The 26,271-nt window shown below is 46.1% G+C and carries 20 protein-coding genes; 7 read left to right on the top strand and 13 right to left on the bottom strand.

All coding sequences use genetic code 11. The features are described 5' to 3' along the window. The 3 genes from IV64_RS14715 to IV64_RS12310 form a co-directional block, all read right to left on the bottom strand. Positions 1-594, bottom strand: a 594-nt coding sequence (locus IV64_RS14715; protein WP_338033760.1) for an RNA-guided endonuclease InsQ/TnpB family protein, incomplete at its 3' end; no start/stop codon positions are given. 306 nt (positions 595-900) lie between these two features. Further along, positions 901-2,349, bottom strand: coding sequence for a PTS sugar transporter subunit IIC (locus IV64_RS12315; protein WP_057707523.1), 1,449 nt, complete (start codon positions 2,347-2,349; stop codon positions 901-903). Continuing rightward, positions 2,349-3,731, bottom strand: coding sequence for a glycoside hydrolase family 1 protein (locus tag IV64_RS12310; protein ID WP_057707570.1), 1,383 nt, complete (start codon positions 3,729-3,731; stop codon positions 2,349-2,351). The genes IV64_RS12315 and IV64_RS12310 overlap by 1 nt, the downstream gene beginning before the upstream one ends. A gap of 707 nt (positions 3,732-4,438) precedes the next feature. On the opposite strand from IV64_RS12310, the gene IV64_RS12305 reads away from it, so the two are divergent. Next, entirely contained in the window at positions 4,439-5,011 is a 573-nt protein-coding gene (locus IV64_RS12305; protein ID WP_083491664.1) for a LysM peptidoglycan-binding domain-containing protein, read from the top strand. Positions 5,012-5,091: 80 nt separating this feature from the next. Here the strand turns inward: IV64_RS12305 and IV64_RS12300 are convergent, their stop codons facing one another. Then, positions 5,092-5,994: a metal ABC transporter solute-binding protein gene (locus IV64_RS12300; protein ID WP_057707521.1), complete on the bottom strand. Its 903-nt coding sequence runs from the start codon at positions 5,992-5,994 to the stop codon at positions 5,092-5,094. A gap of 295 nt (positions 5,995-6,289) precedes the next feature. Between IV64_RS12300 and IV64_RS12295 the strand changes: the two genes are divergently transcribed. The 5 genes from IV64_RS12295 to IV64_RS12275 all read left to right on the top strand — a co-directional run bounded on the left by IV64_RS12295 (position 6,290) and on the right by IV64_RS12275 (position 9,794). Beyond that, complete coding sequence (locus tag IV64_RS12295) at positions 6,290-6,817, top strand: GNAT family N-acetyltransferase (protein ID WP_057707520.1); 528 nt, start codon at positions 6,290-6,292, stop codon at positions 6,815-6,817. Between the two features lie 7 nt (positions 6,818-6,824). Continuing rightward, positions 6,825-7,067 (top strand): hypothetical protein, encoded by a 243-nt coding sequence (locus IV64_RS12290; protein ID WP_057707519.1) that lies wholly within the window; start codon positions 6,825-6,827, stop codon positions 7,065-7,067. Positions 7,068-7,100: 33 nt separating this feature from the next. Further along, on the top strand, positions 7,101-7,370 hold the full coding sequence (locus IV64_RS12285) for a hypothetical protein (RefSeq protein ID WP_057707518.1): 270 nt from the start codon (positions 7,101-7,103) through the stop codon (positions 7,368-7,370). 162 nt (positions 7,371-7,532) lie between these two features. After that, positions 7,533-8,909, top strand: a complete 1,377-nt coding sequence (locus tag IV64_RS12280) for a DHA2 family efflux MFS transporter permease subunit (RefSeq protein ID WP_057707517.1) — start codon at positions 7,533-7,535, stop codon at positions 8,907-8,909. Between the two features lie 273 nt (positions 8,910-9,182). Then, positions 9,183-9,794 (top strand): DNA-3-methyladenine glycosylase I, encoded by a 612-nt coding sequence (locus IV64_RS12275; protein WP_057707516.1) that lies wholly within the window; start codon positions 9,183-9,185, stop codon positions 9,792-9,794. A 23-nt stretch (positions 9,795-9,817) separates the two neighbouring features. Here IV64_RS12275 and IV64_RS12270 read toward each other — a convergent pair whose 3' ends face one another. Further along, positions 9,818-11,212, bottom strand: coding sequence for an aspartate ammonia-lyase (locus tag IV64_RS12270; RefSeq protein WP_057707515.1), 1,395 nt, complete (start codon positions 11,210-11,212; stop codon positions 9,818-9,820). Between the two features lie 387 nt (positions 11,213-11,599). Between IV64_RS12270 and IV64_RS14520 the strand changes: the two genes are divergently transcribed. After that, entirely contained in the window at positions 11,600-12,337 is a 738-nt protein-coding gene (locus tag IV64_RS14520; protein WP_162261264.1) for an aggregation-promoting factor C-terminal-like domain-containing protein, read from the top strand. Positions 12,338-12,384: 47 nt separating this feature from the next. On the opposite strand, the gene IV64_RS12260 is transcribed toward IV64_RS14520, so the two are convergent. The 8 genes from IV64_RS12260 to IV64_RS12225 all read right to left on the bottom strand — a co-directional run bounded on the left by IV64_RS12260 (position 12,385) and on the right by IV64_RS12225 (position 26,102). Then, on the bottom strand, positions 12,385-12,834 hold the full coding sequence (locus IV64_RS12260; protein WP_057707514.1) for a hypothetical protein: 450 nt from the start codon (positions 12,832-12,834) through the stop codon (positions 12,385-12,387). Next, entirely contained in the window at positions 12,834-14,333 is a 1,500-nt protein-coding gene (locus IV64_RS12255; RefSeq protein ID WP_057707569.1) for a Y-family DNA polymerase, read from the bottom strand. The genes IV64_RS12260 and IV64_RS12255 overlap by 1 nt, the downstream gene beginning before the upstream one ends. Positions 14,334-14,682: 349 nt before the next feature. Further along, positions 14,683-16,203 carry an endonuclease MutS2 gene (locus tag IV64_RS12250; protein ID WP_057707513.1) on the bottom strand — a complete coding sequence of 507 codons (1,521 nt, stop codon included), beginning with the start codon at positions 16,201-16,203 and terminating at the stop codon, positions 14,683-14,685. 217 nt (positions 16,204-16,420) lie between these two features. Continuing rightward, on the bottom strand, positions 16,421-18,007 hold the full coding sequence (locus IV64_RS12245) for a cation:proton antiporter (protein WP_057707512.1): 1,587 nt from the start codon (positions 18,005-18,007) through the stop codon (positions 16,421-16,423). Between the two features lie 727 nt (positions 18,008-18,734). After that, positions 18,735-19,916, bottom strand: coding sequence for an AbrB/MazE/SpoVT family DNA-binding domain-containing protein (locus IV64_RS12240; RefSeq protein WP_057707511.1), 1,182 nt, complete (start codon positions 19,914-19,916; stop codon positions 18,735-18,737). Between the two features lie 19 nt (positions 19,917-19,935). Further along, the gene (locus tag IV64_RS12235; RefSeq protein WP_057707510.1) at positions 19,936-21,717 is read right to left on the bottom strand and encodes an ABC transporter ATP-binding protein; all 1,782 of its coding nucleotides are present in this window, start codon (positions 21,715-21,717) and stop codon (positions 19,936-19,938) included. Further along, the gene (locus IV64_RS12230) at positions 21,714-23,438 is read right to left on the bottom strand and encodes an ABC transporter ATP-binding protein (protein WP_057707509.1); all 1,725 of its coding nucleotides are present in this window, start codon (positions 23,436-23,438) and stop codon (positions 21,714-21,716) included. Before IV64_RS12230 ends, IV64_RS12235 begins: the two co-directional genes overlap by 4 nt. A gap of 267 nt (positions 23,439-23,705) precedes the next feature. Continuing rightward, entirely contained in the window at positions 23,706-26,102 is a 2,397-nt protein-coding gene (locus IV64_RS12225) for an SEC10/PgrA surface exclusion domain-containing protein (protein ID WP_057707508.1), read from the bottom strand. Positions 26,103-26,271: the final 169 nt, after the last annotated feature.

Here is a 26,271-nt window from a genome sequence, read left to right as displayed (position 1 = left end):
AGCCGTGTAATTCAAATGACCAACGTTCACGTCAACGGCTGAATTATCACCAGTTTTTGGCTTAACATCAAGTTCAACTTCAAAGGGAAGGCTGGCCCAGTATTTTCCATTTTCACGGTAAATACTAACCACTTTCAGCGCACCTGATAAATCAACGTGCTTACTAATCCTGATGTCATACCAATCCTTAACGCCATGTGGTTTATCCAGCCTAAGCTTACCAGCGACAATTTTTGCCCGGTCAGTTTTAAATCCTTGCCGAGCAGATCTTTTTGACTTGAACGTTGGTTTACCCCAATCAGGTTGCGATTTATCAAAGAAGTTTTGCCAAGCATTGCCTAAATCAGCAACTGCTAATTGTAAGGTACGTGCTGACAGTATATACTGCCAGTCAGCTTTATTCGCAACTAATTCATTTCGAACTGAGTAAGTACTAGGACGGGGACTATTGGAATCAAGTGTATATAAATCATACATGTCATTCCAAGTAGCCAGTCCCTCATTCCAGCAGTATCGCCGATAATCACAAAGGCTATCGAGCACCTTTTTCATATGACGATTGGGATAAAGTCTTACTTTTTGTGTTCGAATCATCAGCATCATCACCACCCAAATTAGTGTTGTCTTTTCACTTCTCATTATAATTTAGGCCACTATTGATGTCAGTGATTTGATCATCGAGAATGATTTCTTTAATATAAACAAGACTGACTTAGTTGGACAAGACGCATCGCGCACTTTCACTTTTTACAGTGATTGAACTGTGATGGCGGATCACTAGATTTAATCATTGCCAAGCCCGCCACCTCTATATTTACTCTCTGTGGGGAGCTTGGTATGCTTTTCTACATAGTTCTACATTTTTCTATGTTTTAGTTAATGATTGCTTCCTCCTCTAAATTAGATCTTTTCAGCTTCAGCGTTGCCGGCAGCAGCTTCTGCAGCCAACTTAGCTTCTTCTTGTTTGTATAACATGGCATCGTACTTCTTAGCAAATGGGAAGTAGATTGCCGTTGAAATGGCTAACGTGCAGGCTTGCCACAAGGCCATCTTCCAACCACCAATGAAGAAACCAGAAATAATTGCTGGTGTCGTCCATGGCGCAGCCACCCCATTTAGCGGTGGCACAATTCCAGTCGCAATCACCGTGTAAGTCGAAATGGCAACGACCACGGGGGTTAAGAAGAAAGGAATGGCCAAGAATGGGTTCATTACTAATGGCAACCCGAACAGGAATGGTTCGTTAATATTGAAAATAGCAGGAACTAATTCGATTTTACCTAAGGTCTTAAACTGCTTGGATTTCGCAAAGAACAAGGTAAAGAGCACCAGCCCAATCGTAATCCCTGACCCGGTCAAGTTAATAAAGTTGTTATAGAATTCATTAGTAACAATGTGAGCACCGTTGGCTAACGTTAAACGACCAGCGTGTGACAACGCCGCGTTTGCCGCCGTATTAGGCATCAAGAAGACTCCGGCGATGGTTCCAACAATCAAACCACCGTGGACCCCGAAGAACCAGAAGAATGAAACGGCAAAGCCAATGACAACCGCACCCAAGAGTGAATCTGATAAGCCTTGCATTGGTAATTCGAGTAATTCGTAGACCCATTGTAAGAAGTCAGTATTCATGAAGATCTTGAAACCAGCGTAGATGAACATGGAAACGAATAAGATCACACCGGCTGGAATCATGGCTGTAAATTGTTTAGCAACACTGGCTGGCACTTGTTCTGGCAAGGTGATCTTCCAACCTTTACGAATCATTGCGGAATATGACCAACCAACTAATAACCCAACGATCAAAGCGGCAATCATCCCTTGGCCGCCTAACCAAGTTAAGTTAAAGACGCCGTTAACGGGCGAAGTGACTAACGTTTTAACAGCTGCGGGTAAGTGGTTGACGCTGGCTGCAACGGCTTTAGCCGTCGCACCAGTCGTTCCATTGACCATCGCCGTTTTAACTGGGTTATCAATTTGCATCAATTGAATCAAGAAGAATGATGATAACGCCGTCAAACCAGCTGGCAACGCTTCGTAACCTTCATTGCGGACGTAGACGTAGGCAATCCCGACAACCGCCCAAATTGATAACAAACCGAAACTAGCATTGTAAGCTTGGCTAAAGAAAGCGGCCCAACCAGAACTCTGAACAGCGGCCGCTACCGCTGGAATTGGAATGTTCGATAAGATCAGGAAGATCGACCCAATAATGATAAATGGCAATGAATAAATCATCCCATCTTGCATGGCCTTAACAGCTTTGGTATTCACAAACTTCATTACCGGTGGCATGATCTTGTCATTGACAAACTTGCTAAAGGCGCTATTACTACCGCTATTTTCCATTACAATTCATCTCCATTTTTTGCAAGGATCCCTTGTAGCCAGTAGTACGACTTCTTAGGAACCCGCTTTAAATCTTTCAAATCATGATTACTCCGATTGACATAAACGACCCCGTAACGTTTCTCAATATCAGCGTGTGAACTTGGAATATCAATTAATCCCCAACCTAAGTAACCTAAGACCTGGGCACCGTCAATCAAGATGGCGTCTTTCATCGCTTTGATATGGTCACGGTGATACTTGATCCGTTGATCATCTTTAATCATGTGTTGTCCATCCCAAGTTTCACGGAGGCCAATCCCATTTTCAATTGGGAAAACGGGAATCTGATACTGGTCATATAACTTCGTGATGAGGTTCCGAAAACCCAGTGGATCAATCGTCCATCCCCACGGACTGGCATCTAAGAAGCGGTTTGCCTCAAAGGTATAATTGAAATAACGATTTGGCACGGCGTCGGCGGGAACCTTGTCCCCATTAACGACCGCTGACCGATAATAACTAAAGGCTAAAAAATCCGCTTTCATTTTTGCGATGATCGCCATATCGCCAGGCTGTAAGTCATAATCAATCCCGGTTTCTTCAACGTAATGCAATACTTCTGGTGAATAATGGCCGTAGACATAGGCGTCGTTCAAGTTATTATTCAAGAACTCGTCGCTCTTACGGGCCACCATCACATCGATTGGGTTAGCCGTTTCCGGATAAACCGGCGTATAAGCTAACATCCCGCCAATTTGAACATTCTCATAATGACTGTGAACAAAATCGTCTAAGCGCGCGTGCGCTAAAACGGTGTGGTGAAAAATCCGGTACATATCGTTAACACTTTTATCACCACGTTCGTAACCTGAAATGTTGAAAACTTCATCAGTAAAGTAAAGGTTATGTTCATTAAAGGTAATCCAGTACTTCACCCGGTCGGCAAAGTGTTCAATCATCTTTTCCCCGAAGCGGACAAACGCATCAACGACGTGGCGTGACATAAACCCATTTTCTTTTTGAGCCAATGCTAACGGCATGTCGAAATGGTACAGGCAGATCATCGGGGTAATCCCCCGTGCTAGCATGGCATCGACTAGCCGGTCGTAAAAAGCAATTCCCGCTTCGTTAAAGTCACCATCACCATCCGGAACGACCCGTGACCAAGAGATTTGGATCCGGTACATATTCATGTTGAGATCCTTCATAATATCCAGATCTTCTTCGTAACGGTGGTACTCGTCAATGGCGTCGTGCCAATCAGACGTCTTATCCGTTGCCGGACGCACATCGTAAACGGACTGACCCTTGCCATCCAGGTTGTAGGCACCTTCAGTTTGCATACTTGAAACTGAGTTGCCCCAGAAAAAACCTTTGGGCATTTGTCGCTTCTCTTTCATATTCACCCGTTATTCCTCCTAAGCTTCATTTAGAAAACGTTTTCCTCAAAGAAAATAATAACGGATATCCCAACAAAAAACAACCCTAATTTATACAAAAGTATATGTTTTTATTTTTAATGAGCTTAACTTATCTTGATGGCTACAGTTATTAACCCGTTGCCTAATCACTCCTAAACCGTACCATCCTTAGGCTCAAGTAACTTCGTTGCACTTAACTTTGTCTTTTTTCTTCCATATTATGAGTTGATCAACGCTAAAAGCCGTCCATTTTAAAAATCACCTCGCCATTATTACCCCTTTTTTAGCCGATATAAATCCAAATTTTTAGTTTAAAACAATAAAATTAGCCGAAAACAATGCTTTTTTCGATAAAAATCCATGATTTTAGCAATAAATCGCAGATAACAAAGTACCCATTTTCCGTAACAAACTTCATTTAAGGTCCAAGCGAATAATGACAATTTCCCCAGTTATACGGGCTTTGGTAACGGATTTATCCACTTTTTGGAAGATGTCAAAACCATTACAAAGATTACAGCAACCACCATTCCTGTAATCTTTGCATTGCGTTCTTAAAATTCGCGATACTTCCAAGTAACACGCCGGGGTTAGACTGGGTTCTGTTGTTAAGCGAGAGCAAAGAGAGACAACGTATATAAATTTGACACTAATCGACGTTCACAAATCATAGGAGTGTGTATATTTTGAAAAAAATCGTAACTACTATCTTAACTACTTCAGCCGCAGCCGTTAGCTTATTATTTGCCGGTGTCTTAACCGCAAATGCCGACTCAACTTACACGGTTAAATCAGGCGACTCTGTTTGGGCAATCTCCCAAAAATTCAACACTTCAATGAACAAGATTGAATCAACTAATAACATTAAAGGTCATTTCATCTTACCTGGCCAAAAATTAACGATTGGTACGAAGTCAACGACTAACACTGCCACTGTAGCAACGACAACGACCAACAATACTGCTGCTAAGACTAGTGCCAAGACTTCATCAACCACTAGTAACGCATCCAGCTACACTGGCAGCAATCTTCAAAGCTACGTTTTAGGCCAAATGGAATCACGGACTGGCGTTTCCGCTTCAACTTGGAACACGATCATTACGCGTGAATCTAACTGGCAACCAAACGTCGTTAACAGCACGAGTGGTGCTTACGGCTTGTTCCAAAACATGCACATCTCAGGTGGTTCCGTTGAAGCACAAGTCAACGCAGCCGTTGCACTTTACAACGCACAAGGCATGCAAGCCTGGGCACTTTAAGATTAGCATTAAAAAAACGTCTGGAAAATTCCAGGCGTTTTTTTGTGTCTTCTAAAACAATCAACATTATCAGTATAATCTTACTTGTCTGGCAACAATCGGCTTAATGCCCGGTATTGCGTTAGCATCCACTGTTGATAAGTCATTTTAGCCGGCATCGTTTCAGTAACCTTTAATACTGGAATCCGATTTTGCTGTGCCAACTGAACCATATTAGACACAGTTTTCGTTGAGACCTGTTTATTGTTTACAAACAGCACGACTCGCCGGTGTTTCAAATCCATCTGCATCTGCCGGATAACTTTTGGTGACGGGTCCGTGCCCTTCTCAATCGCATTCTCAAAGTTAACGTTCGTCACACGCAGTCCCAGTGCCGTCAGAGCGTTATCAAAGACTGGCTCACTAACTAGGATCCGTCGATTAGGCAATTGCTTAACTTGACGCCGTAATTGCTTAGCTTCTTGCGTTACCGACTGCAGCGAGGCAACGTACTTTTTTGCATTCTGTTGATAGGTTTTTCGATGCTGCGGGTCCTTTTTTGCCAACCGTTGTGCTAAGTAATTAGCCGCTGCCGGCATTGCTTTGACGTTATACCACAAGTGCTCGTTAGCCCCAGCCTTCTCATGCATCACGTCTTCACCCACCCTGATTAACTGGGTCGCCGGTGCCGCCTTGACGAGTTTATTCATCCAACCATCATAACCGATACCGTTAGCAACCGCGATATCCGCATTGGCTACCGCTTTAGCCACGTCGGGCGTCGGCTCATAATCATGGGGATCGACCGATGGCTGGTTGATGATTGATTGCACCTTCACCCGGTTACCACCTACCGCCCGCGCCATTTCGCCATAAAAATTAGTGGTTGTGACCACTTTAATCTTTCCAGTTGCTGACTTAGTCTCTTGCCGGCAACCGCTTAACGTCAACCCACCCACTAGTAAGCTGAGCACGACTACCCCCATTACTTTTCCCTTAAACATCAAAAAATCCTCCGAATCGTTTTAAATCATAGCAAGTCATTCACCACTTGTAAATAGTAATTTTTACGATTTACAATATAGGCGAGCATTTCCATAGCCAACCATCACTACAATATTCAATAACCAAAATGAGCTTAGGCCCTGCTACCATGCTATTTCAGATGATGGGAACCAATCATTTGCAGTGCTGACTAGACAATCCCAGAAAAAACGTCCATAATTGAATTTTAAGCGCTATCATTTTCAAATTACGTCTAACCTAAAAATTTAATCGATTGAATAAAGGAGTTTCAACATGCAAATTAAAACGATTCAACCAGCCGACTATGACGCTGTTGATCAACTAGTTAAAGATGCTTTTACCCAGACCGACCACGGCTACGACGGTGAAGTCGAATTGATCCACGCCTTGCGCGAAGATCCGGCCTACCAGGCTTACTTAGAAGTCGTTGCTTTTGACCGTCAACAACAACCCGTCGGCCTTGGCGTACTCAGTCCCATCACCATCAGTGACGGCACCAAGACAACGACCGGCCTGGCACTGGCCCCATTAGCCGTCGCCCCAGCCCATCAAAAAGAAGGCATTGGTCGCCGCTTGATGCAAAAGTTAGAACAACGGGCTCGCATCTCTGGCGCAACCTACGTCAGCATTCTTGGATGGCCAGACTATTACAGCAAGTTCGGTTACCGTCCTGCTAGCCAATTCGACATTCAAGCCGGCTTTGACGTGCCAGACGATGCTTACATGATCAAATCACTGGCGCCAAACGGGCTTGACGGCGTTCACGGTACGGTCCACTATTCTAAGGCGTTCGGCCTGTAGGCTTCCCATGAAAAAGCGTTATTGGTTAGGCGGCGGGTTACTCGTTATCTTACTGCTGGCTGGCACCCTGCTGATTGTAAGTCAACAAAACTCACAATCAGCGCCTAAGCCGGCTACCGCACCCGTTGCCAAGAAGAAGCCTCAACCATCGGTACCACCGTTAACCCACCGTACTTGGAAAAAGCAGCCTGAATTGAAGTACGCGGGAATTATTTACTACGCCGTCAAGCACCTCAAGATTCAGCGTTAGCAAGAAGTTTCCGACTTTAAGAAGGGCTGGCAGGTGGAAATCTATCCTGGTCATGCTAAAACGAAATACCTCGTTTGGCCGGATCAGAATATCCGTGAGGAAGCCAAACAGTTAGAACCAAACTGGTTTACCCTCAACGCGGACCACACTGTAACCTACGATAGCTTCGGGGTACACACCTTCGAAGCTGATCAGACCGCAACGGTTAGCGAGGCCCATATTTTGAAACAGCTTCGCGCCGACCACGCGGCTAAAAAAGTTTACGGGATGCTCGACCAACTTCAGGTCGTTAAGCACCACTAAACTCAATTCAAACGCAAAAATAAAGCATACTGTAGAATCGGAATCGGTTTTACGGTGTGCTTTTCGCATGGTTGACCCTCCATTACATTGACAATTCGTCCCGTGATGCTAGGCTAAAAGAAGTGTATTTTTATGAATCTCAATTTGAAAGGATGAACACCATTGACCAATCCACGGATCGCGCGGTCACTTATTGTGATGGTGTTTGGAACCTTTTTCGGTATTCTCTGTTCCACGTCAATGAATACCGCCTTACCACAATTAATGACCGTTTTTAACGTCACCGAAGCACAAGTTCAGTGGATCACCAACGGCTATATGCTAGTCAACGCGCTCATGATTCCCGTGAGTGCCTACCTGATCCGCCGTTTTTCATTCCGCCACCTCTTTATTCTGGCAACTACTATTTTCTTATTAGGTACCGCACTTGGTGCCATTGGAACACAATTTTTCGTCGTAATCATCGCACGAATGGTCCAGGCGGTTGGCGCCGGTATGATGATGCCGCTAGTCAACGTATTGGCCATTCGCTATGCGCAGCCCGACAAAAAAGGGGCTATTATGGGTATTATTGGCTTAGCCTTTAACTTTTCACCCATCATTGGGCCGACCGTCTCGGGTGTTATCCTAGATTACTTATCATGGCGCTACTTATTTATCGTGATCATTCCATTTATCATCATCACGTTAATTGCCTCAATTGCCATCTTACCTAACATTGCGCACAACGAACTGCCTACTTTTGACACCCGCGGATTCATTCTAATCAGTATTGGCTTATGGTCACTGCTAATGGGCCTCTCGAGTATCTCTTCAGCCAACTTTTTGTCATGGCGCGTCAGTGGTTTGATCGTATTAGGGTTAGTCTTTGTAGTGTTATTCTACTTATCGCAACGCCGCCAAGCCCAACCACTGATCAACTTACACGTTTTCAACCACCAACAGTTCGTTGTTGCCACGACCATTAATACGCTCATTACGGCCACCATGTACGGTAACGCAATTCTGTTACCACTGCTGATCCAAACGATTCAACACCGGAGCGCACTAGTCTCGGGCCTCGTGATTCTTCCCGGCGCCATTTTAACCGGGACCCTCTCACGACTCAGCGGTCGACTGTACGACCGCTTGAACGTCCGCATCTTGGTCTTTACCGGACTAGCCATCGATTGCACGGGGACGCTTTTGCAAGCCTTGATTGGAACGAACAGTACCCCAATCGTACTCGCAATTTTCCAAACGGTTCGCCAACTCGGCTTAGTCACAATGCTAATTCCGTTACAGACCCATGCGCTAGGCTTACTCCCCTATAACATGGTGCCCGACGGTGTTGCCACCTTCAACACGATTCGTCAGGTCGCCGCTTCATTCGGGACCGCGCTCATCGTTGCCGTCGTCGCAAACGTCAATCAACATTGGTCCGGCGCCGGTTACTTAGGTATCGAAGCGGGGTTCATTGTTTGCTTGACCCTCCTACTGATTTCATTAGTCGTCGCCCGGCACCTCTCAAAGCAAAAAAGCCTTAACGTCACAACTTAGCCTGAGACAAGAGACGGTTGGCTCGTGAGCATTAACGTGGAATCAGGGATTATTCCTGGGCTTGGAATGGTCGCTGATTCTGGGTTAAGCGAAACAAGTTACCTTTTGGCGCACGTTACGACCATCATGATAGAAAATACCCATTCAGGAATTTCTGAATGGGTATTTTATTTTTACCCCAGTCTCTTTTTTTGACCGAAAATTGTGCTATTTAGCGTACTTATAAGTGTCGCTTAAGATATTCCCGTCAATTTAGAAAGCTGAGGCCATCCCGTGATTACTGATTGGTTCGATGACGATCCACTATTTAACCGTTATTACCCTGACAATCCCGATTACCGTTATTACTTTGAAAATGAGTGGGGCATTCCGATTCATAACGACGCCCACCTCTTTGAACTACTGAGTCTCGTTGGCTTTGCAGCTGGTTTGAACTGGCAAGTCGTCCTCAACAAGCGACAGTCCTTTGACGCCGCCTTTGCCCACTGGAACATTAACCAAGTCGCGCAGATGACCCCACTGACCATTGCCGAGCTACTACGGAACCCTACAATTATCCGTAACGCCCGCAAAATTGGCGCCGTGATTCACAATGCTAACGTTATTCGGCGGTTAATTCGGCAATACGGCTCATTTGATCAGTACCTATGGCACCAAATCCACTATCAACAACTCGTCTTATCCGTTGAACACCTTCGTGACCTTCCCCGCCAGACCGCGGTCAGCAAACAATTATCCAAGCAAATGCAAGCTGATGGGTTTCAATTTGCCGGTGCCATAACAATTCAAGCCTGGCTCGTCACAACTGGGTTAATCACGGCACGACGAGATCACCGGGGCATTATCAAAGCAAAAAACGTCCGCCAGATTACTGACGAACGTTGATATTAATCGATTCAGTTAAGGTGTTAAGCCTGTTTGGTCATACTAATGCTAGTATCTCTAGGTTGCGTCAAGCCGGCAGGTGAGAACAGTTGATCAATTAAGGCTGGTACTAGCAGGTGCCGCTCGCGTAATAGTGCCGGTACCGAACTATGAGTCGCCAAGGCTTCTTTAATCAATCCAGTCGTGACTTCATAACCGAGGTATGGGGATAAAACGGTCGCCGTAATTGTTGAGTGCGCGACTTGGTCAGCACACCGTTTCCGGTTGACACTCACGTCACGTACACAGTTCTCAACGAGCGTCTGCATGGCACGTTGCAAATGCCGTTCGCTCTCCAACAGCGCCCGCAGCATAATCGGTTCGAACGCATTTAACTCAAGTTGCCCAGCCTCAGCAGCCATCGTTACAGTAACGTCATTGCCCATGACTTCAAACGCAACTTGGTTGACCACTTCCGGAATGACCGGGTTAACTTTATCGGGCATGATTGATGATCCCGCTTGCTTCGCCGGCAAATTGAGTTCTCCAAGCCCCGATTGAGGCCCACTGCCGAGCAACCGTAAATCATTGCTGAATTTAGAAAGATCAGCGGCTAAAATCTTCATGGCACCCGAAAATTCAACAAAGCCGTCACAATTTTGTGTGGCGTCAACCAAATCAGGTGCTGATTGTAATGCCAAGTGAACGTTTGCGTTCAAGGCATCAATAATATGTGTTTGGTAATACTTGGTCGCGTTGATTCCCGTCCCAATCGCAGTACCACCTAAGTTGACAACTCGTAAGTGTTCGCCCGCTGATTTGACGCGTGCTAAATCCCGGTTAAAAAGTTGATAGTAGGCATGGAATGTCCGCCCATACGTCGTTGGAACGGCATCTTCCAACTGCGTCCGGCCAACTTTAATCGCATCTTGATACCGTTTAGACTTAATCAACAAGGCCTGGGACAACTGTTCAATTGCGCCTAGCAATCCGGGTAGCTGCGCGCATAACGCCATCTTACCCGCCGTCGGAAAAGTATCATTAGTTGATTGTGATTGGTTCACGTCATCGTTAGGATGCACCATAACGTCCGGGTCAAGTTGATGGGCTAGGTTGGCAATCACTTCATTCACATTCATGTTGGCAGAAGTGCCAGCGCCACCTTGAATTGCCGGTACAATGAAGCTATCTGCGTGCCGCCCCAGTAACAATTGGTCACAAGCGGCAATAATCGCACGCTGTTTATCAGCAGTCAGCGTACCCGCTTTGAAGTTCACGGCCGCAGCCGCTTTTTTGATCTGAATTAAATTATGAATCAGTAGCGGGTCCATGCGTTCTTTCGTAACTGGAAAGTTATGAACCGCGCGTACTGTATGAATACCGTATAATGCATTATCTTCAACTGGCAGTTTACCAATACAATCCTCTTCAATTCGCATAACAAAACCCTCTCAATTGGATTTCGTGTGAGAAGTTCTCACATGAATGACTTAGAGTTTAGACCATTTTTGAAAATTCACAACCGCTAAGTCCTATTATTTGGGATACTTATGTTGTTTGAGCGTTTTGCTTTGAATTACACTGCTAGTATCGTTTAAAACTTAAGATAGTCAATCGATAGTAAGATGATCTTTCGTAGACCAATCCGTAATCACCCGTTAGTGCTCAAATCAGTTTTTTGCATTCATCCCGCACTTTGACTAACTTTTAGCCACTGTGACGCTTTTTTAACTGCCTAGTAATCGCTTAGTAACACAACTGCAACATTCTTAAAGTATCCTATTCAATAGGGTTAAGAATTTCGACGAACGGGGAAGTTTACATACATGCAAAAAAACAAAAAATCTAAGATAAAATCGATCATTAGTTTATTAGTCATTAGTTGTGGTTTAGGATTAACTGCTAACGTGGCTGTCCAAGCCGCAACCACTACCGAAGCTGAGGCTTCATCCGTAGTTGCAAGTAATACCACTAAAACGGCTAAGGTCACCAAAAAGGCGGCTCCTGAAGTAGCCACTAAAAAAGTTGTTAAAAAAGCCGTCTCTAAAAAGAAGACAACTAAAAAAGCTAAGAAAGTTAGCAAAAAATCCGCTAAGAAGGCTGCATTAAAGAAAGCTGCTAAAAAGGCTAAGAAAGCGGCCAAAAAAGCACAAAAAGCTGCATTAAAGAAAGCCGCTAAAAAGGCTAAAGCAGCCGCTAAGAAAGCGGCCAAAAAAGCACAAAAAGCAGCTGCTAAGAAGGCCCAAAAGGCTGCACTAAAGAAAGCCGCTAAAAAGGCTAAAAAGAAGAAAAAGTTGACACAAAGCCAACAAATTGCCAAGATTAACGCTAAGCTCTCTAAAGCACAACGTTCTGCTAAAAATTGGATTGCCTACCACGAATCCCGTTACAGCTACACCGCTCGTAACGGTCGTTGTTATGGTCGTTACCAATTATTGACAGCTTACTTACACGGCAACTACTCACCAGTCAACCAAGAAAAGGCTGCTAACAAGTACGTTGCGGGTCGTTATGGTTCATGGACTAACGCTAAACGCTTCTGGTTACGTCACAACTGGTACTAATCAGAAAATTCTAACCTAACACATAGATAAAAAGGATCAGAAATCTTTCATTTCTGATCCTTTTTTGTATTCACGTCTTCGATGCGCCGAACATTGGCGATTGCAATGACATCGTGGTCTTGTAACCGAACGACGCCCTGATTCCAATCGACTTGCAGTAGTGTGGCGGTCGTTGACTGATAAAAGCCCGCGTCATCATTAAAGTAATTGAGGGTCACCACCGGCCGTGATTGCCGTTGCAGTTGTCGTAGCTCGTTAGTGACTAAAGTAACCTGTGTTGCATCGGGGTACTGCTTGTGCGCGTATAGCTGTGCCTTTTCATCAATTAATTCTTGATAACCCGTTAAGGCTCCAAATGGCGCAAACTGAGCTGCCCGATCACCACGGTTCATTCGTAGATGTGCCTTAGAATTAGGGTGTGGCCGAGTCATGATATCCTGATACATGGACGTATCATTGAATAGTCCCGCTTCAATTTTAGCTTTTGGTTCACTCATTACGCCCGGTGGCCTCCAATCTGTGCATTCCGTTCAATCGTCGTTGCCCCCGCCGTTAAGTCTGCTAACCGCAGGACAACGTTTTTATTACCCGATGTTTTTTGCAATTGTAAGATGGTTTCTTGTAACTTGCGGTCCCGTTCCCGCCGCCGTTGTGCCTGCCGGTCTCGATGGACGGTTTGCTGCAAGTTTTCAAATAAACTCGTCTGCTCATAATGTGGGACTTGTGCCGCTTGCCGCTCATCGACTAAGTGGTTTGCCACGACCGTCACCCGGCGAATAAGTAACTGTCGGCCCACGGCTTGTTGATACAAGGCGCGATACGCAGCTTGCAGTTCCCTTGGTGACGAGGTGGCCACCTTTAGATGCACGTTAACGTGGACCGGCTTGGGCACTTCACGGCCATAAAAATCAGTCGTCACGGCACCTTGATACCGTGCTTCCTGCAAGCTTTGAACATCATAATCAATCCGCAGCCCAATTTGATCAGTTACGACCCGTTTTTTGACCAAATCTAACGCCACCGAATCAACCATTCCACGCAAAACTTGGCGCCCCTGTTCATAGGGATACGGCTTCATCAAAACTTGCCCCGCATAGATACCGTGTTCACTTGCATGATACTGCTTGATATCTGCCAAGGTTGCTGATTCATAACCCCAAGCATGGTCAATCAATAACTCCGCATTTTTACCGAACTCCCGGTACAGGACTTCTTCATTCATCGCATCCGAAAGCGTCCCTAAAGAACACCGTGCAACATCTCCCATCGTCATCAGGCCTAATTTTTCTAACCGTTTTGCGTAGCCTCGGCCCACCCGCCAAAAATCAGTCAGCGGTCGGTGACCCCACAGAAATTTGCGGTACTGCATCTCGTTCATTTGCGCGATGCGTACACCATCTTTATCGGCTGGAATTTTCTTGGCCACGATATCCATCGCCACTTTGGCTAAGTATAAGTTGCTCCCAATTCCGGCCGTAGCCGTAATTCCCGTTGAAGCTTGAACTTCATGGATCATCATCTTAGCTAATGCGTGTGCTGAAACATGGTGTTGCTGAACGTATTCCGTCACGTCCATGAGCACCTCATCAATTGAATAAACATGAATGTTTTCTGGCTTAATAAACCGTAAATAGATGCCGTAAATTTCTGCACTCTTTTGCATGTATTCATGCATCCGCGGCGGGACGATCCGGTAGTCAATTCCTAGTCCCGGCACCTTTAGTAATTTCTGTCGGTAAATCGACTTATACCGCATGACGTGCTGGTAGGATGATTGCTTTGCCCGCTCACGGTTTAATTGGCGTACCTTCTGTTCAACCTCAAATAAACGTGGCCGTCCCGGCACCCCAAACGCTTTTAGGGCTGGCGAAACTGCCAAACAAATCGTCTTATCCGTTCGCGACGTATCCGCCACCACCAAGTTAGCGTTCAGCGGATCTAAATGATGCGCAACGCATTCATACGATGCATAAAATGATTTTAAGTCGATAGCCATATAAATTCGATTCGTCGCCAATTCAATCACCCTTTCAGAACGCTTGTTCCCCTATAGGATAATTATACTAGAACGTCGTTTTCAATGCCAGTGTCATCTCTTCAATAAATCAAAAAAATGATTATCCCGGTCAAGCTTACCTTATTGACAACGACTACCCGGCCGCCCCAGTTAAATACGACTTATTCGTTGTTGACCTACTCCTGCTCGGCATCGGTGGCTATAATTGGATTGATCAAAACTAAAGAAACGCGGTGCGGCTTAAAACAAAATCCCTATTCAGAAATATTAGCTATTTCTGAATAGGGATTTTTTTATTATGGTTGCAAACGTGCGTCAAACAACCATTTTATTTTTCCAGTCTTGCTCGCGCCGCCGCAACAATTCGCGGTGCTAAGCCTAAGCGTGCGGCCAGCCACATGGCTTCACTTTCACCGACCTGATTCAACAAGAGTCGATATTCTGGTCGTAGCGTTTCCCGGTTAAATGCCATCGCGCCCGTGACAAACGCCGGCTTGCGAACCGCATACTGCTTAATTTCACTATAATGTGTTGTTACGATCAGCTTGGCGCCCCGCTGAATCAAATCGTCGATAATGGCAATCCCTAGCGCCGCCCCCTCTTCAGGGTCAGTCCCACTACCGATTTCATCCATCAAGACGAGCGCATTTGGCCGTAAATCAGTTGTAATCCCCACGAGGGTCGTCATCTCACCAGAAAACGTACTCAATTGATTGGCTAAGTTTTGTTGATCACCGATATCAATGAGAATCTGGTCAAAGACGGCCAAATCAGTCCCTGGTGCGGCTGGGACTTCTAACCCCACTTTAATCATCAATGAAAACAGCGCGATGGTTTTAAGAACCACCGTTTTACCACCCGAGTTAGCACCCGTAATCATCAAGCTTTGTGTCTGATCCAGGCTGACGTTCAGCGGTACCGCCTTCGTTCCGAGTAACGGGTGGCGGCCATCCTTAATGGTGACGACCTGTTGCTGGTTTAAGGCTGGCATGATGGCCTTCGTTTCTAACCCGTAACGTCCCTTGGCAAAAATCTGATCGAGTTGGCTGAACGCTTGGACTTGCGCCTGTAAGTCGCCCAAGTGCTCATCAACATCGCCCGTCAAGGTTGCAATAATTTGATAAATTTCCGCTTCTTCCGCTGCGATAGTCGTCGCAAGTTCGCGGCCACTCTGAGCCACGTTCCCCGGTTCAAAGTAGACCGTCGAACCCGTTGCGGATTGTCCAATCACCGTTCCAGGAAACTGGTGTTTATACGTCGCCTTTAGCTGCACCCCGTAATGTTGGTCACGTTGAATCACTTGGCGACTCTGCAATTGTGCCGGGTGCTTCTGGATAAATTGCGCAACGGCCGCTTGGACTTTAGTCGTCTGTTTGCGCTTTGTTTGCCGCAACTGGGCCAGTTTCGGTGTCGCTGTATCCCGAATACCGTGGCGGTCCAACGTTTGTTCCAACCGGCGCTTCAAGCCGGTCAACGGTGTGACGTCTCCGGCTAAATCAGCCAGATGTGGTGCCGTTTGAGCACGTAATTCTAAAACCGTTTTAATCCGCGACCAACTCGTGAGCACTGCTAGTATCGTCTGTAACTGCGCCGTATTGAGTAAGCGTCCCTGTGCAAGTTTGGTCTTAACGACCGTTAATTGATCCAGATCAAAAAAGGTGAACTGAACATCTTCAGCCAAAAGCTGGTGGGCCTCGTGCGTCAATATTAATTGCGCTTGCACCTCGCCAAAATCAGTTAAGACTGCGCTTTGGCGAAGCTGGTCCGTGGCAAGTTGACTGTGAGTTAAGTTGGCAACCGTTTCTAAGATCTGATCAAGTTGTAACGTTTGTTTAATTGTATCGTTCATGTGTTTTTTCCTTAAAGGCAAGACAACACATTCTAACTGTCGATTGTCTAGCCGAATACCGCGTAAATTACGCTAGTGACATTACCGGACAGCATTTCCGCACTCATTAAATTCACTCCTTTAAAAATCGCATAACGTTGGTAGTCTAACATTTGCGTTCAACTGATGCAAACGATCCTAAAAAAGGCGCCCGCTATCAAGCGAACGCCATTCCATCTTAATCGTTATCAGAATCATAGATTGACGGTCCAATTACCAATGACTCCGCCAACAACGTTTCGTTATATAATTTAAACACGTAACTTTGATACTTGACCTCTTGTTGCGAAATCATATCCAGGTATTGTCGTTCCTGTTCCAGCGCGTTCATGAACGCCCGCATTTCCAATTCTTTTTCGGCCCCGGTGAATTCTGGTCGCCGGACCACGTCCAACCACGCCCGGGCAAAATCACGGGTCCGGGTGCGTTGTTTTTGCGTCATTAAATCAAAAATAACTGATTTTTTGACGTTTTCCGGTAAATACATCTTTTGAACAGCCTCAATCGCTTGGTGGACCATGTTAACCCGAATCTTATCGATTTCAACATTCGCCTGATCATCAGTAATATCCGGTTTTAACAGGAACCGGAAAACAATCGTTGGCACGAGCATACTCAAAATAATTAGAACACTTTCAGCCATCAAGACGAGGTTAAAGTCCGCCATGCTAACTTTTGTGTCAATTAACGTATAGGCCAAGGCCAAAGTGACCGCACCATGGACACCACCAAGCCCATAAATCCAGGCTGAACGCCAACTAAATTTTAGGCGCAGTCGACCATACCCGACGCGTACAACGACGTTGGTCACGTACAGGACCACACCAACCAACAACCAGTTTAACGAACTAAATAGTGCCCCTTCATCCCTAATAATCTGGACAAACATGAACCCCAAAATAACGAAAACCATACTATTAAAGATTTCGGTAATCATTGAGATCAGGTCTAATCCAAAGTGGACTTGTTGCGCATTAATCAGCCGACTCCGCGCCATTTCAGCGTTATGAACCAATCCGGCACAAACTACCGCGATGATTCCTGAAACGTGAATCGCTTCGGCCAAATAATACAGGACAAACGGTGTGACGATGTAAAGCAAAATCGACGCGTTCAACGAATTATACGAAGACCGCAATAAAATTTGGCGAAAGAGGACCATCACCCAGGCAGCGGCAAACCCAAATAACACTCCACCAACTGCGGAGATCAAAAATTCAACGATGGTCTGACTGTAGTTAATATAGCCGTTGACATACCATAAAACGGCCATGTTCAATAAAACAATTCCGGAAGCGTCGTTGAACAGGGATTCCATTTTTAGGTGCAGCGTCTCACTGACTGGCATTTTGCGCCCACTGCTAACTGATTCCATGGCCGTTGCGTCGGTCGGCGTACTGATTGCAGCCAAAATGAATGCCAGCGGTAAACTGACTCCCGCCGTGGCCCAGACACCGAATCCCGCCAGAATCATGCACAGGATAACCAAGATAACGGCCATTCCAATAATGTAGCGAAACTCTTTGCCGACTGCGTTCAAGCGTGTCGCCTGACCTTCAAAAAATAACAGCGGTGCAACAATTAGGCCAATGAAGATTTCCGAGCTAAAGTTCCCCACGTGGCTACCTAAAAATGGGACTAAGCAGAGCAACGCCCCCATCACCATACTGATATAGTTCACCGAAATTTTAGTAAAGACCCGTGACAAGAACACACTCATCGTGGCCACAATTAATAAGATAAACGTCGAAAGCATTATGTGCATCCGCGTCCACCCCCTAACGTTTTTTCGTTCAATTAAAATTCATTCCCTTATATTTATACCATTTGATGATTAAAAACGCATAGTTATAACCTCATATCAAAAAAAGTTGCTTAAGACTAGTGTGGTTTAGATACTAAAGACATAGAAGTCCTAACGTTATTGTCCATATTGCACCAGTAATAATTATTATTTCTAAATTAGTCGCTCCGTCAGGCAGAATTGGGTGCTATGGGGGACGGTTCCAGCCAAAGGACGGTCTGAAACTTCACTTCAAAGCTGATAACCCACGTCTTTGAAGTGCCCCGCAAAATTGGCGTAAAATTCGCCCGCCAATCTTGCCGACACAGCATACCAATTCTGCCCGACTGCGCTCAAAACAGTCTTACTATTGTTATTACCGTCGGATAATCGGAGGTTGCCACTGATGATATCGGTCGTGAAGGTGGTCTTTGACCGGTGATTCTTCCGGCCTTAGACCACGGACGGTTCAGAACAATTGCGCTTTTTGCAATTGCTCTGGGCGAGGGGCTAGACCGCTCCTAAGGCTAGCCCCGGTCCCACGACCGCATGTCATCAGTGGCAACCGGAATAGTTTACAAATAGCTATTTTTTTGACCTAGATACTGATACAACAGTAACTAATCCTCACATTTAACTTTTAGTAAGATACAAATTAGCGCTGCAAACTACGATCTAGTTTTGCAGCGCTAATATTTTTGATACTGACTTAATCGACATCCTGTTCAAGCTCCACCGCTAGCGGTGTGCTCCCCTCATTCACAAGATCTTGTAGCTGGCCAAATAACAACAACAACCAGCCAAATGAGATGGCAAATGCCTGAATCTCAAACGCCGTTAGTGACGGGAACCGAAACCAACGAAAACCAAAGTTCAGGATCAGTAACCCGACCCCAATCCCGTACGAGATCCACAAGAAGTCCTTGGTTACACCGGGCAGTAGCCACCGAACACCAACGATTAGTAGGACGAGTAACGTGACTAAACCGCCGGCCACCGCATCGTGCAACCAATGTAAATCGGTGTTGTTTGGAAACATCCCGACGGCCCCAAAGTCAATTGCCGTTAACGTTAATAACACCCGCAACGTCGATGTGCGCCAATTACGCGGATAAATCCGGCTCAGCGAAACAAAGAGGTAGTCGATCAACACGACCATCAACAACGCCGAAAAGATCAACGTCAGATTGAACTGCCAAGCGTTCCGCGCACTCTCAGTCCCTAAAAAGCTCAGGTTATGTTGCCACCAGCGCCGCTGACCGTTAGCCGCCATGGAAATCACGCAACCACTCACAATGACGACCGTTAAAATTGTCGAAAGTGTCCGGGCATTAATGGTCAACGCAGCTCCAATCATAAATGCGTTTGCAAAGTAGGTAAACACGGCTACGAGTAGCAATGCCGTAAAGCGGTCAAAAACCACTTTTGGAAATAACAGCCCTAGCACCCAAAAAGCACCCACCAAGGCAAAGGCCAAAATCATGACAAACGCCACGGTAATTACGGGAAAGCTTCGCCAATAAATCTGGCGTGAGAACCGGTTATCCGGATCATTGCGTGTTTTCAAGAAAAAGCCAATGAAGAGGATTGCGCCGGTAACGACCCCGGTCACAATCGTTAAACTAGCGACCGATTCCGAACCGGTTAGTCCAATCGGTTTCAAGCCACGATAAACCCAGTAGCCGTAACTAGCAAGGCTTGAAGCTACCGCGATGATCAATGGCCAAATAATGAAGTACCATAATCGCTCGGGTTGTGCCTGATCCGCTTTATCCAACACCAAGGTGTCGTTACGAACTTTCACTTGTAACTGGTCATCCGGATTCAGTCCCGCGCGCTCCAACATGGAGACGGGGATCGTCACCCTGACCTTTTTTGCCTGCCCTGCCATTAACCTACCCCTTACTTAATTATTCAAATACCATTTGATTCCGATATAATTCCGCATAAAAACCGTTTTCTTTGAGTAACGCATCGTGATTCCCCTGCTCAATAATGGCGCCGTCCTTCAAGACGACAATTTTATCAGCATTCAGAATCGTCTTCAACCGGTGCGCAATAACAAAACTCGTCCGGCCCTGGATCACGTTATCCATGGCGGCCTGAATCTTGGCTTCCGTCACTGTATCCACGTTAGAAGTGGCTTCATCCAAAATTAACAAGCGGGGATTCGTTAAAATCGTCCGCGCAATGGACATGAGTTGCTTCTGGCCGGCTGAAAAGATACTCTGTTCATCGGAAACTTGTGTCTCATATTTATCCGGTAACCCCTCAATAAAATCATGAATATTAGCCTGCTTAGCGGCGTCAATGACCCGTCCCATGCTGGCCGTTGGTTCACCGTAGCGAATATTATCCGCAATCGTTCCGGTAAATAATTGAGGTTCTTGTAGCACGATCCCCACGTTTTGCCGCAAGCTGTTCAAATCAAACGTCCGAATATCCGTACCATCGAAGGTGATTTTCCCACTGTCCACGTCGTAGAAGCGGTTCAACAAGTTCATCACGGTTGTCTTACCGGAACCAGTCGGCCCAACTAACGCAACCATTTCACCCCGGTGGACATTGATCGTGACCCCGTGCAAAATTTCTTTACCCGGATTATAGCTAAAGTGCACGTCATCAATCTTCAATTCGTCTTGAATGCCATCTGGTTGGCCACCGTCAACTGGATTAACTTCATCCGGTTGGTTACGAACCTCGTCGACCCGGCGTGCGCCAGTAATGGCTAATTGAATCATACTGTAAAGACTCGTTAACGACATAATTGGTTGATAGTACTGTTGCGCATAGTTGACGAACACAACGACTAACGCTAAGGCGGCCCCTTTGGACATACTGCCATTTAACGCTAACCACGAACCGAAGAAGATGACAATGGCGGTGTTTAATAGTGACATACCTTGCATCAACGGGTTCAAAATTCCTGACCAGATCTGCCCAGTCAGTGCTGATTGTCGAACTTTCGCGTTATAGCTTGTAAAGCCACGTAACGAATCGTGTTGCAAACCGTTAGTAATCAACACTTTTTGACCGGTAATCTGTTCGTTAATGTACCCGTTCAAACGGCCAATGTCATCTTGTTGTTGATTGACTGCGGTTCCGGCTTTACGCATAACTAACGCCGCAATAATTAACGCAACCGGCGTTGAAGCCATGGTCACCCACGCCATCGTCACGTTTTGATTGAACATCACGATCAGCAACCCAACAAATTGGGCCACGGCCAGTAAGATTTCCAGCAGCGCCTGGTTCATCGCATTAAAAATATTATCTAGGTCCGATGTAAAGCGAGCCAAAATATCGCCATCACTGTGCGTATCGAAGTATTGAACTTTCATTCGTTGCATCTTCCGAAACAGACCAACGCGCATCGTCCCCGTCGAATAGGCAGTTACCCGGGCTAAAATTAAACTCGAGATAAAGATGGACGCTGCGTCGCCAACGTAAAGTAAAATGTAAATCACTAACGTGTGGTTAAACGTCCCTAAACTTGCGTGCGCCCGCGTCGCCGTGTTCGTCCACTGACCTAAGTAAGTGGTCAGTTCTTCAACGGCACGCCCTAAATAAGTCGGCGCAATCACAATGCACCACGTTGAGAAGGCAATCAATAACGTGCTTAAAATAAAGCCCCGCCAATATTTCTTTAAGTAGTGCCAGTAATACTTGCCGGCATTTCGTAAGTCGTTCATTGAATCCCCTCCTCACGTGCCTTTTGCGTTTGATAAATGGCTTGATAAATCGCATTATTTTTCAATAATTCACGGTGGGTCCCACTCCCACTAATTTGGCCATCGTCCAAGACTAAAATTTGATCCGCTCGAATGATCGACGCGATCTTTTCAGCAATGACCACGGTCGTCGTGGACTTCAAGTCACGGTCCAAGGCTTCCTGAACCAGTTTTTCAGAGCGTGCATCCAGTGCGGACGTCGCGTCATCTAAAATCAAGATCTCCGGACTGGCAATCACGCCCCGGGTAATCGCCAATCGTTGCTTTTGACCACCAGAAAAGTTTTGTGACCGTTCTTCAACCGGCGCATCGTAGTTTTGTGGCAAACGTTCGATAAACTCAGATGCCTGCGCAACGTTTGCGGCCCAGCGCATGTGACTAACTTCTGCGTCTGGACGTACCTGTCTTAAGTTGTCAGAAATCGTTCCCGAAAAGAGCGTTGACCGTTGGAGCACGTACGCAACGGTAGCACGCAACGCCTTTTCTGGAATCTGCCGGACATCTACGCCACCAATCTTAATGTGACCACTATCCGGATCATACAACCGCGCAATCAACTGCGCCAACGTCGTTTTACCGGAGCCGGTCGCCCCAACGATGCCGAGCATGGAGCCAGCCGCAATCTTAAAACTAACGTCCTTCAGCGTTGGTTGGTCGTCGTCCGGATACGTAAACGTGACGTGTTCAAAGGTGATATCGCCAGCCAGTGGTTCTTCGTTGTCATCTTCCACGTACGTCATACTTGGCTGTGTTGCTAACACTTCATCAATCCGGCCGATTGAGATGAAGGCCCGTGACGCAAAGGTCATCAAAAAGCCCCCGTTAATAACGGCGTATAAGATTTGCATCAAATAAGAAATAAAACTCGTAATGGCAGCTAAGTAACCAGGGTGGGTCGTAATGTTTTGCCCAACTAAATAAACCGCCATCCCAACGGCTAAGTTCGCCGTTAAGAAGAAGATTGGCATTAAAATTGAGAACCAGTAGCCGATTTTAGCCGTCACGGCGGTCAGTTGGTCCGATGCCGTCGAGAATTTCTTAATTTCGTTTGGTTCTTGAACGAACGATTTAACCACGCGAATCCCCATCAAGTTTTCACGCGCAACCGTATTGACGTTTTCAATATCTTGTTGGGTTTCACCAAAATATTTGGTCATCCGCTTAACAGCGATCCACGACGCTAGTAAGATGACGGCCATCATCAAAATAATGACCCACCACTGTTCCGGCATCGTCACCATGGCAAGAATCAACGCCCCAATAAATAGCAATGGAATCCGAGTAATCTGTTGGAAACCCGCCATCACAATTTGTTGAACTTGATTAATATCGTTTGTCATCCGAACAACTAAGTTAGACGCTGAAAACTTTTCAACGTCCGCGTACGCAAATGACTGAATCTTAGCGTATAGGTCGGCACGTAAATCCGTGGCCACACCTAGCGCAACCTTTGCGGAATAGACCGTATTGACGATCCCACCGGCAATACCAAGTACGGCTAAACCGAGTAACATCAACCCTTCGCGAAAGACCGTCTGCTGGTCGTCCTTAATAATGGCTTCCATCACCACCTGCAGTAATCGCGGTTGCCATAAGGTGGCAAAAACTAAGATGATCACGGATAGCATCGCTACCCAGACGTCTACGTGATACCGTTTAAAGTATGGCATCAGCACTTTCATTCCCATTCCTCCCTCAAACTAATCTTCCCTAAGCGTACCCGAAATTAACGGGTTCCACAATCAATATATAACGGTTTTTAACAATTAATATCGCTGAACTAATATTCGTAAATAAAACTAGGATTACTTTTAAACCCTACCATCCTAATTATTGACCGTTCAAAAAGGGACGGTCTTCAGAAATTGAATTACTTTCTGAAGACCGCCCCATCGCAAGGTAGTTTAGAAAACGACCACTTGCGAACCGTTTTTGTTAATTATTTAATTCTATTGAAACTTCCGCCGTAATCCTGCGTACCCTAATCCAACTAGGCCTAATAGCGCAACGCCCAATAAACTGATTGGTGCCGCACTCTGCTCGTCAGTTTGTGGCAACGTCGCTTGATTGCCTAAACGGTCAGCCTGTACCCCAGTCGCTTTTACAGCTGGTAAGGTCACGTTCACCCGGTTAGCTTGGTGCGCTAACTGCATCGTCGTTTGACCATTAGCCGACTGACTGACGCGAACGCTATCCCCTTCAGCAGCTTGTAATTCAGTCAGGTAAGCTTGCAACGTAGCCAAGTTAACACCGACTTGGTCGTAGATAGCTTGAACAGCTGCTAAGATCTGGTCAGCATTGTCATAGTTATAGGCTTGCAATGACAACGACTCTAAAATTGCAGTGTCATTTTTGGTCGTTGCTTGCGCTGTGGCTAACGCATCCGTGAGTTGAGCCACGTTGGCCTTAGCAGCGTCTAACGTCGCGTGTTTTTGGGCAGCCACGGCTTGGCTAGCTTTCAAACTTGCTTGGGCATCAACTAATGCGGGTTGGGCGTCTTTCAACGCCTGAATATCATCAGCTAGTTTAGCTTGTAACGCCGCAATTTCAGCCGGTGCGTTCTTCAACGTAGCGGTATCCGTTACTTGCTGTTGCTTAAGTTGCGTCAATTGGTTTTGCGCCGCCGTTAACTGGGCGTTTAGCTTCGTTAGGTCCGCGTTAACTTGGTCCAATGCCTTTTGGGCATCATTCTGTTTCGCTTGCGCCTGTGTGACTGGCCCTTGTTTTGCAGCCACGTCCTGCTTTGCAGCGGCTAAGGTCGCCTTTTGAGTTACTAACTGGGCATTTAACGCGGCAATATCGGTATTCGTCGTCGCGCTAGGCGTCAAATTAATGGTATCCGTCATGTTGAATTTACCAGGGGTTGTAATATATGCTGGATTATCAATAACCATTAAGATATGCACTTGACCCATTGAGTCAACGGCAATCCCCAGGTACTGTTGATCATTAATATTATATTCTGTACCACCATTATGCCCTGTTAAAGAATCCGCATGGCCGAAACCTGAATCCTCGTCATCCGCAACCATCCCTAAGACGGTATTATAAATTCCTTGTTTAAGGTCATCCATGGTCGTTGCATCGGCTAGATAACCGTTACTTAAGTTTTCGTAGTAATTACCCGTGCTATCCAAACCAAACGTTGCAGCCACCGCTTCAATTCCGGCAACGTCATGACCCTTCCATGACCACTGATCCGCCACGTAGCGCTTCGCAACGGCGTTAGCAAACTTCAACGAATCCGCAGTGACCGCGACTTTAAGGTTGCCCATCTGTGTCCGCAACTGGTTGATCAAGTTAGCGGCAAAGAGGGTCAATTCTTGTTGTTGCGCCCCGGTCAAGTTATCCAAATTGGAAACAGTCACAGCTGCATCCGCAGCGTTAGACTGGTACTTATTAGAAGCAATTGCACTCGTCTTTCCCAGGACAGCCTGAGTTGAGGCCGTTACAGCCGCTTTATTAGCATCACTTGCCTGGTCATAGGTGTCAAACAACGCGTTGTTGATTCCCGGTGCCAACGTAATAGTGTTCTTCTCAGCAGTCGTCGCCGTTGCAGCGTTGATTTTAGCTTCGGTCGCATCCACCGCTGCTTGCGCACTTTGCTGGGCTTTTTGCGCCGCAGTCAGCGCATCCTTGGCTGGTTGCGCCGCTTTGTTAGCCGCGTCCACGTTTGCTTGAGCCGTGGTTTGTTCGGCTTGCTTAGCCGTCACCGCATCCTTCGCCTGGTCAACCTTTGCTTGTGCAGCTTCTGTATCCTGTGCGTTGGTTTGGGTCCGTTTTTCGGCGGCGTCCTTGGCTGCCTGTTCATCCGTCAACTTTTGTTGATCAGCGTTAACCGTCGCTTGTTTATCATCGCTATTTTTTTGCGCCTGATCAACGGCTGTTTGTTGTTTGGCAACGTTTTGATCAGCCGTATCGGCATCAGCTTGCGCTTGTTGTTGAGCTTGTTTCCCGTTCGCTAGCGCATCTTCAGCCGTTTTCTCAGCAGCCTGGTCATCAACGATCTTTGCGCTGACCTGAGCTTGTGAATCCTGATTCTTTTGAACGTTTTCAGGAGTTGCATCCGCAACGTTTTGTTTTGCCCATTCTAACGACTCACCGGCCGTCTTCTGGTCCGCAACCGTATCTTTAATATTAGCCTTCGTCGTTTTAACGGCTTCTTTTACCGTTGTTCCCGATTCTTTAACGGCTTCAACCGTGTTAGAATCCGTTTTCATTTCCGTGTTTGTCGCTGGCTGATTTGCCTGCGTCGTTGCATCCGCTTGGGCCACCTTAGTGTTTCCTAACGAAAGGGCCCCCGCAACGGTCGCAATCCCCGTCACAACCTTTGTTACATTCTTCATAAAAAATCTCCTCCTAGATTTTTGACTTATACCTTAGTTATATCGTACGGTCAAAAAATGTCAACATAAGTTTTACCTGAAACTAATTCCACCAAAAAAGTCGTTCAGAAATATTTAACACTTCTGAACGACTTTTCACTATTCTTATGGGTAAAACATGTGCCAAAAG

It is taken from the genome of Lactiplantibacillus xiangfangensis, assembly GCF_001438845.1.
In the GTDB taxonomy this organism is placed as follows: Bacteria; Bacillota; Bacilli; order Lactobacillales; family Lactobacillaceae; genus Lactiplantibacillus; species Lactiplantibacillus xiangfangensis.
The sequence above is the reverse complement of the archived record's forward strand: the minus strand, read 5'-3'. Positions and strand labels throughout refer to the sequence as shown.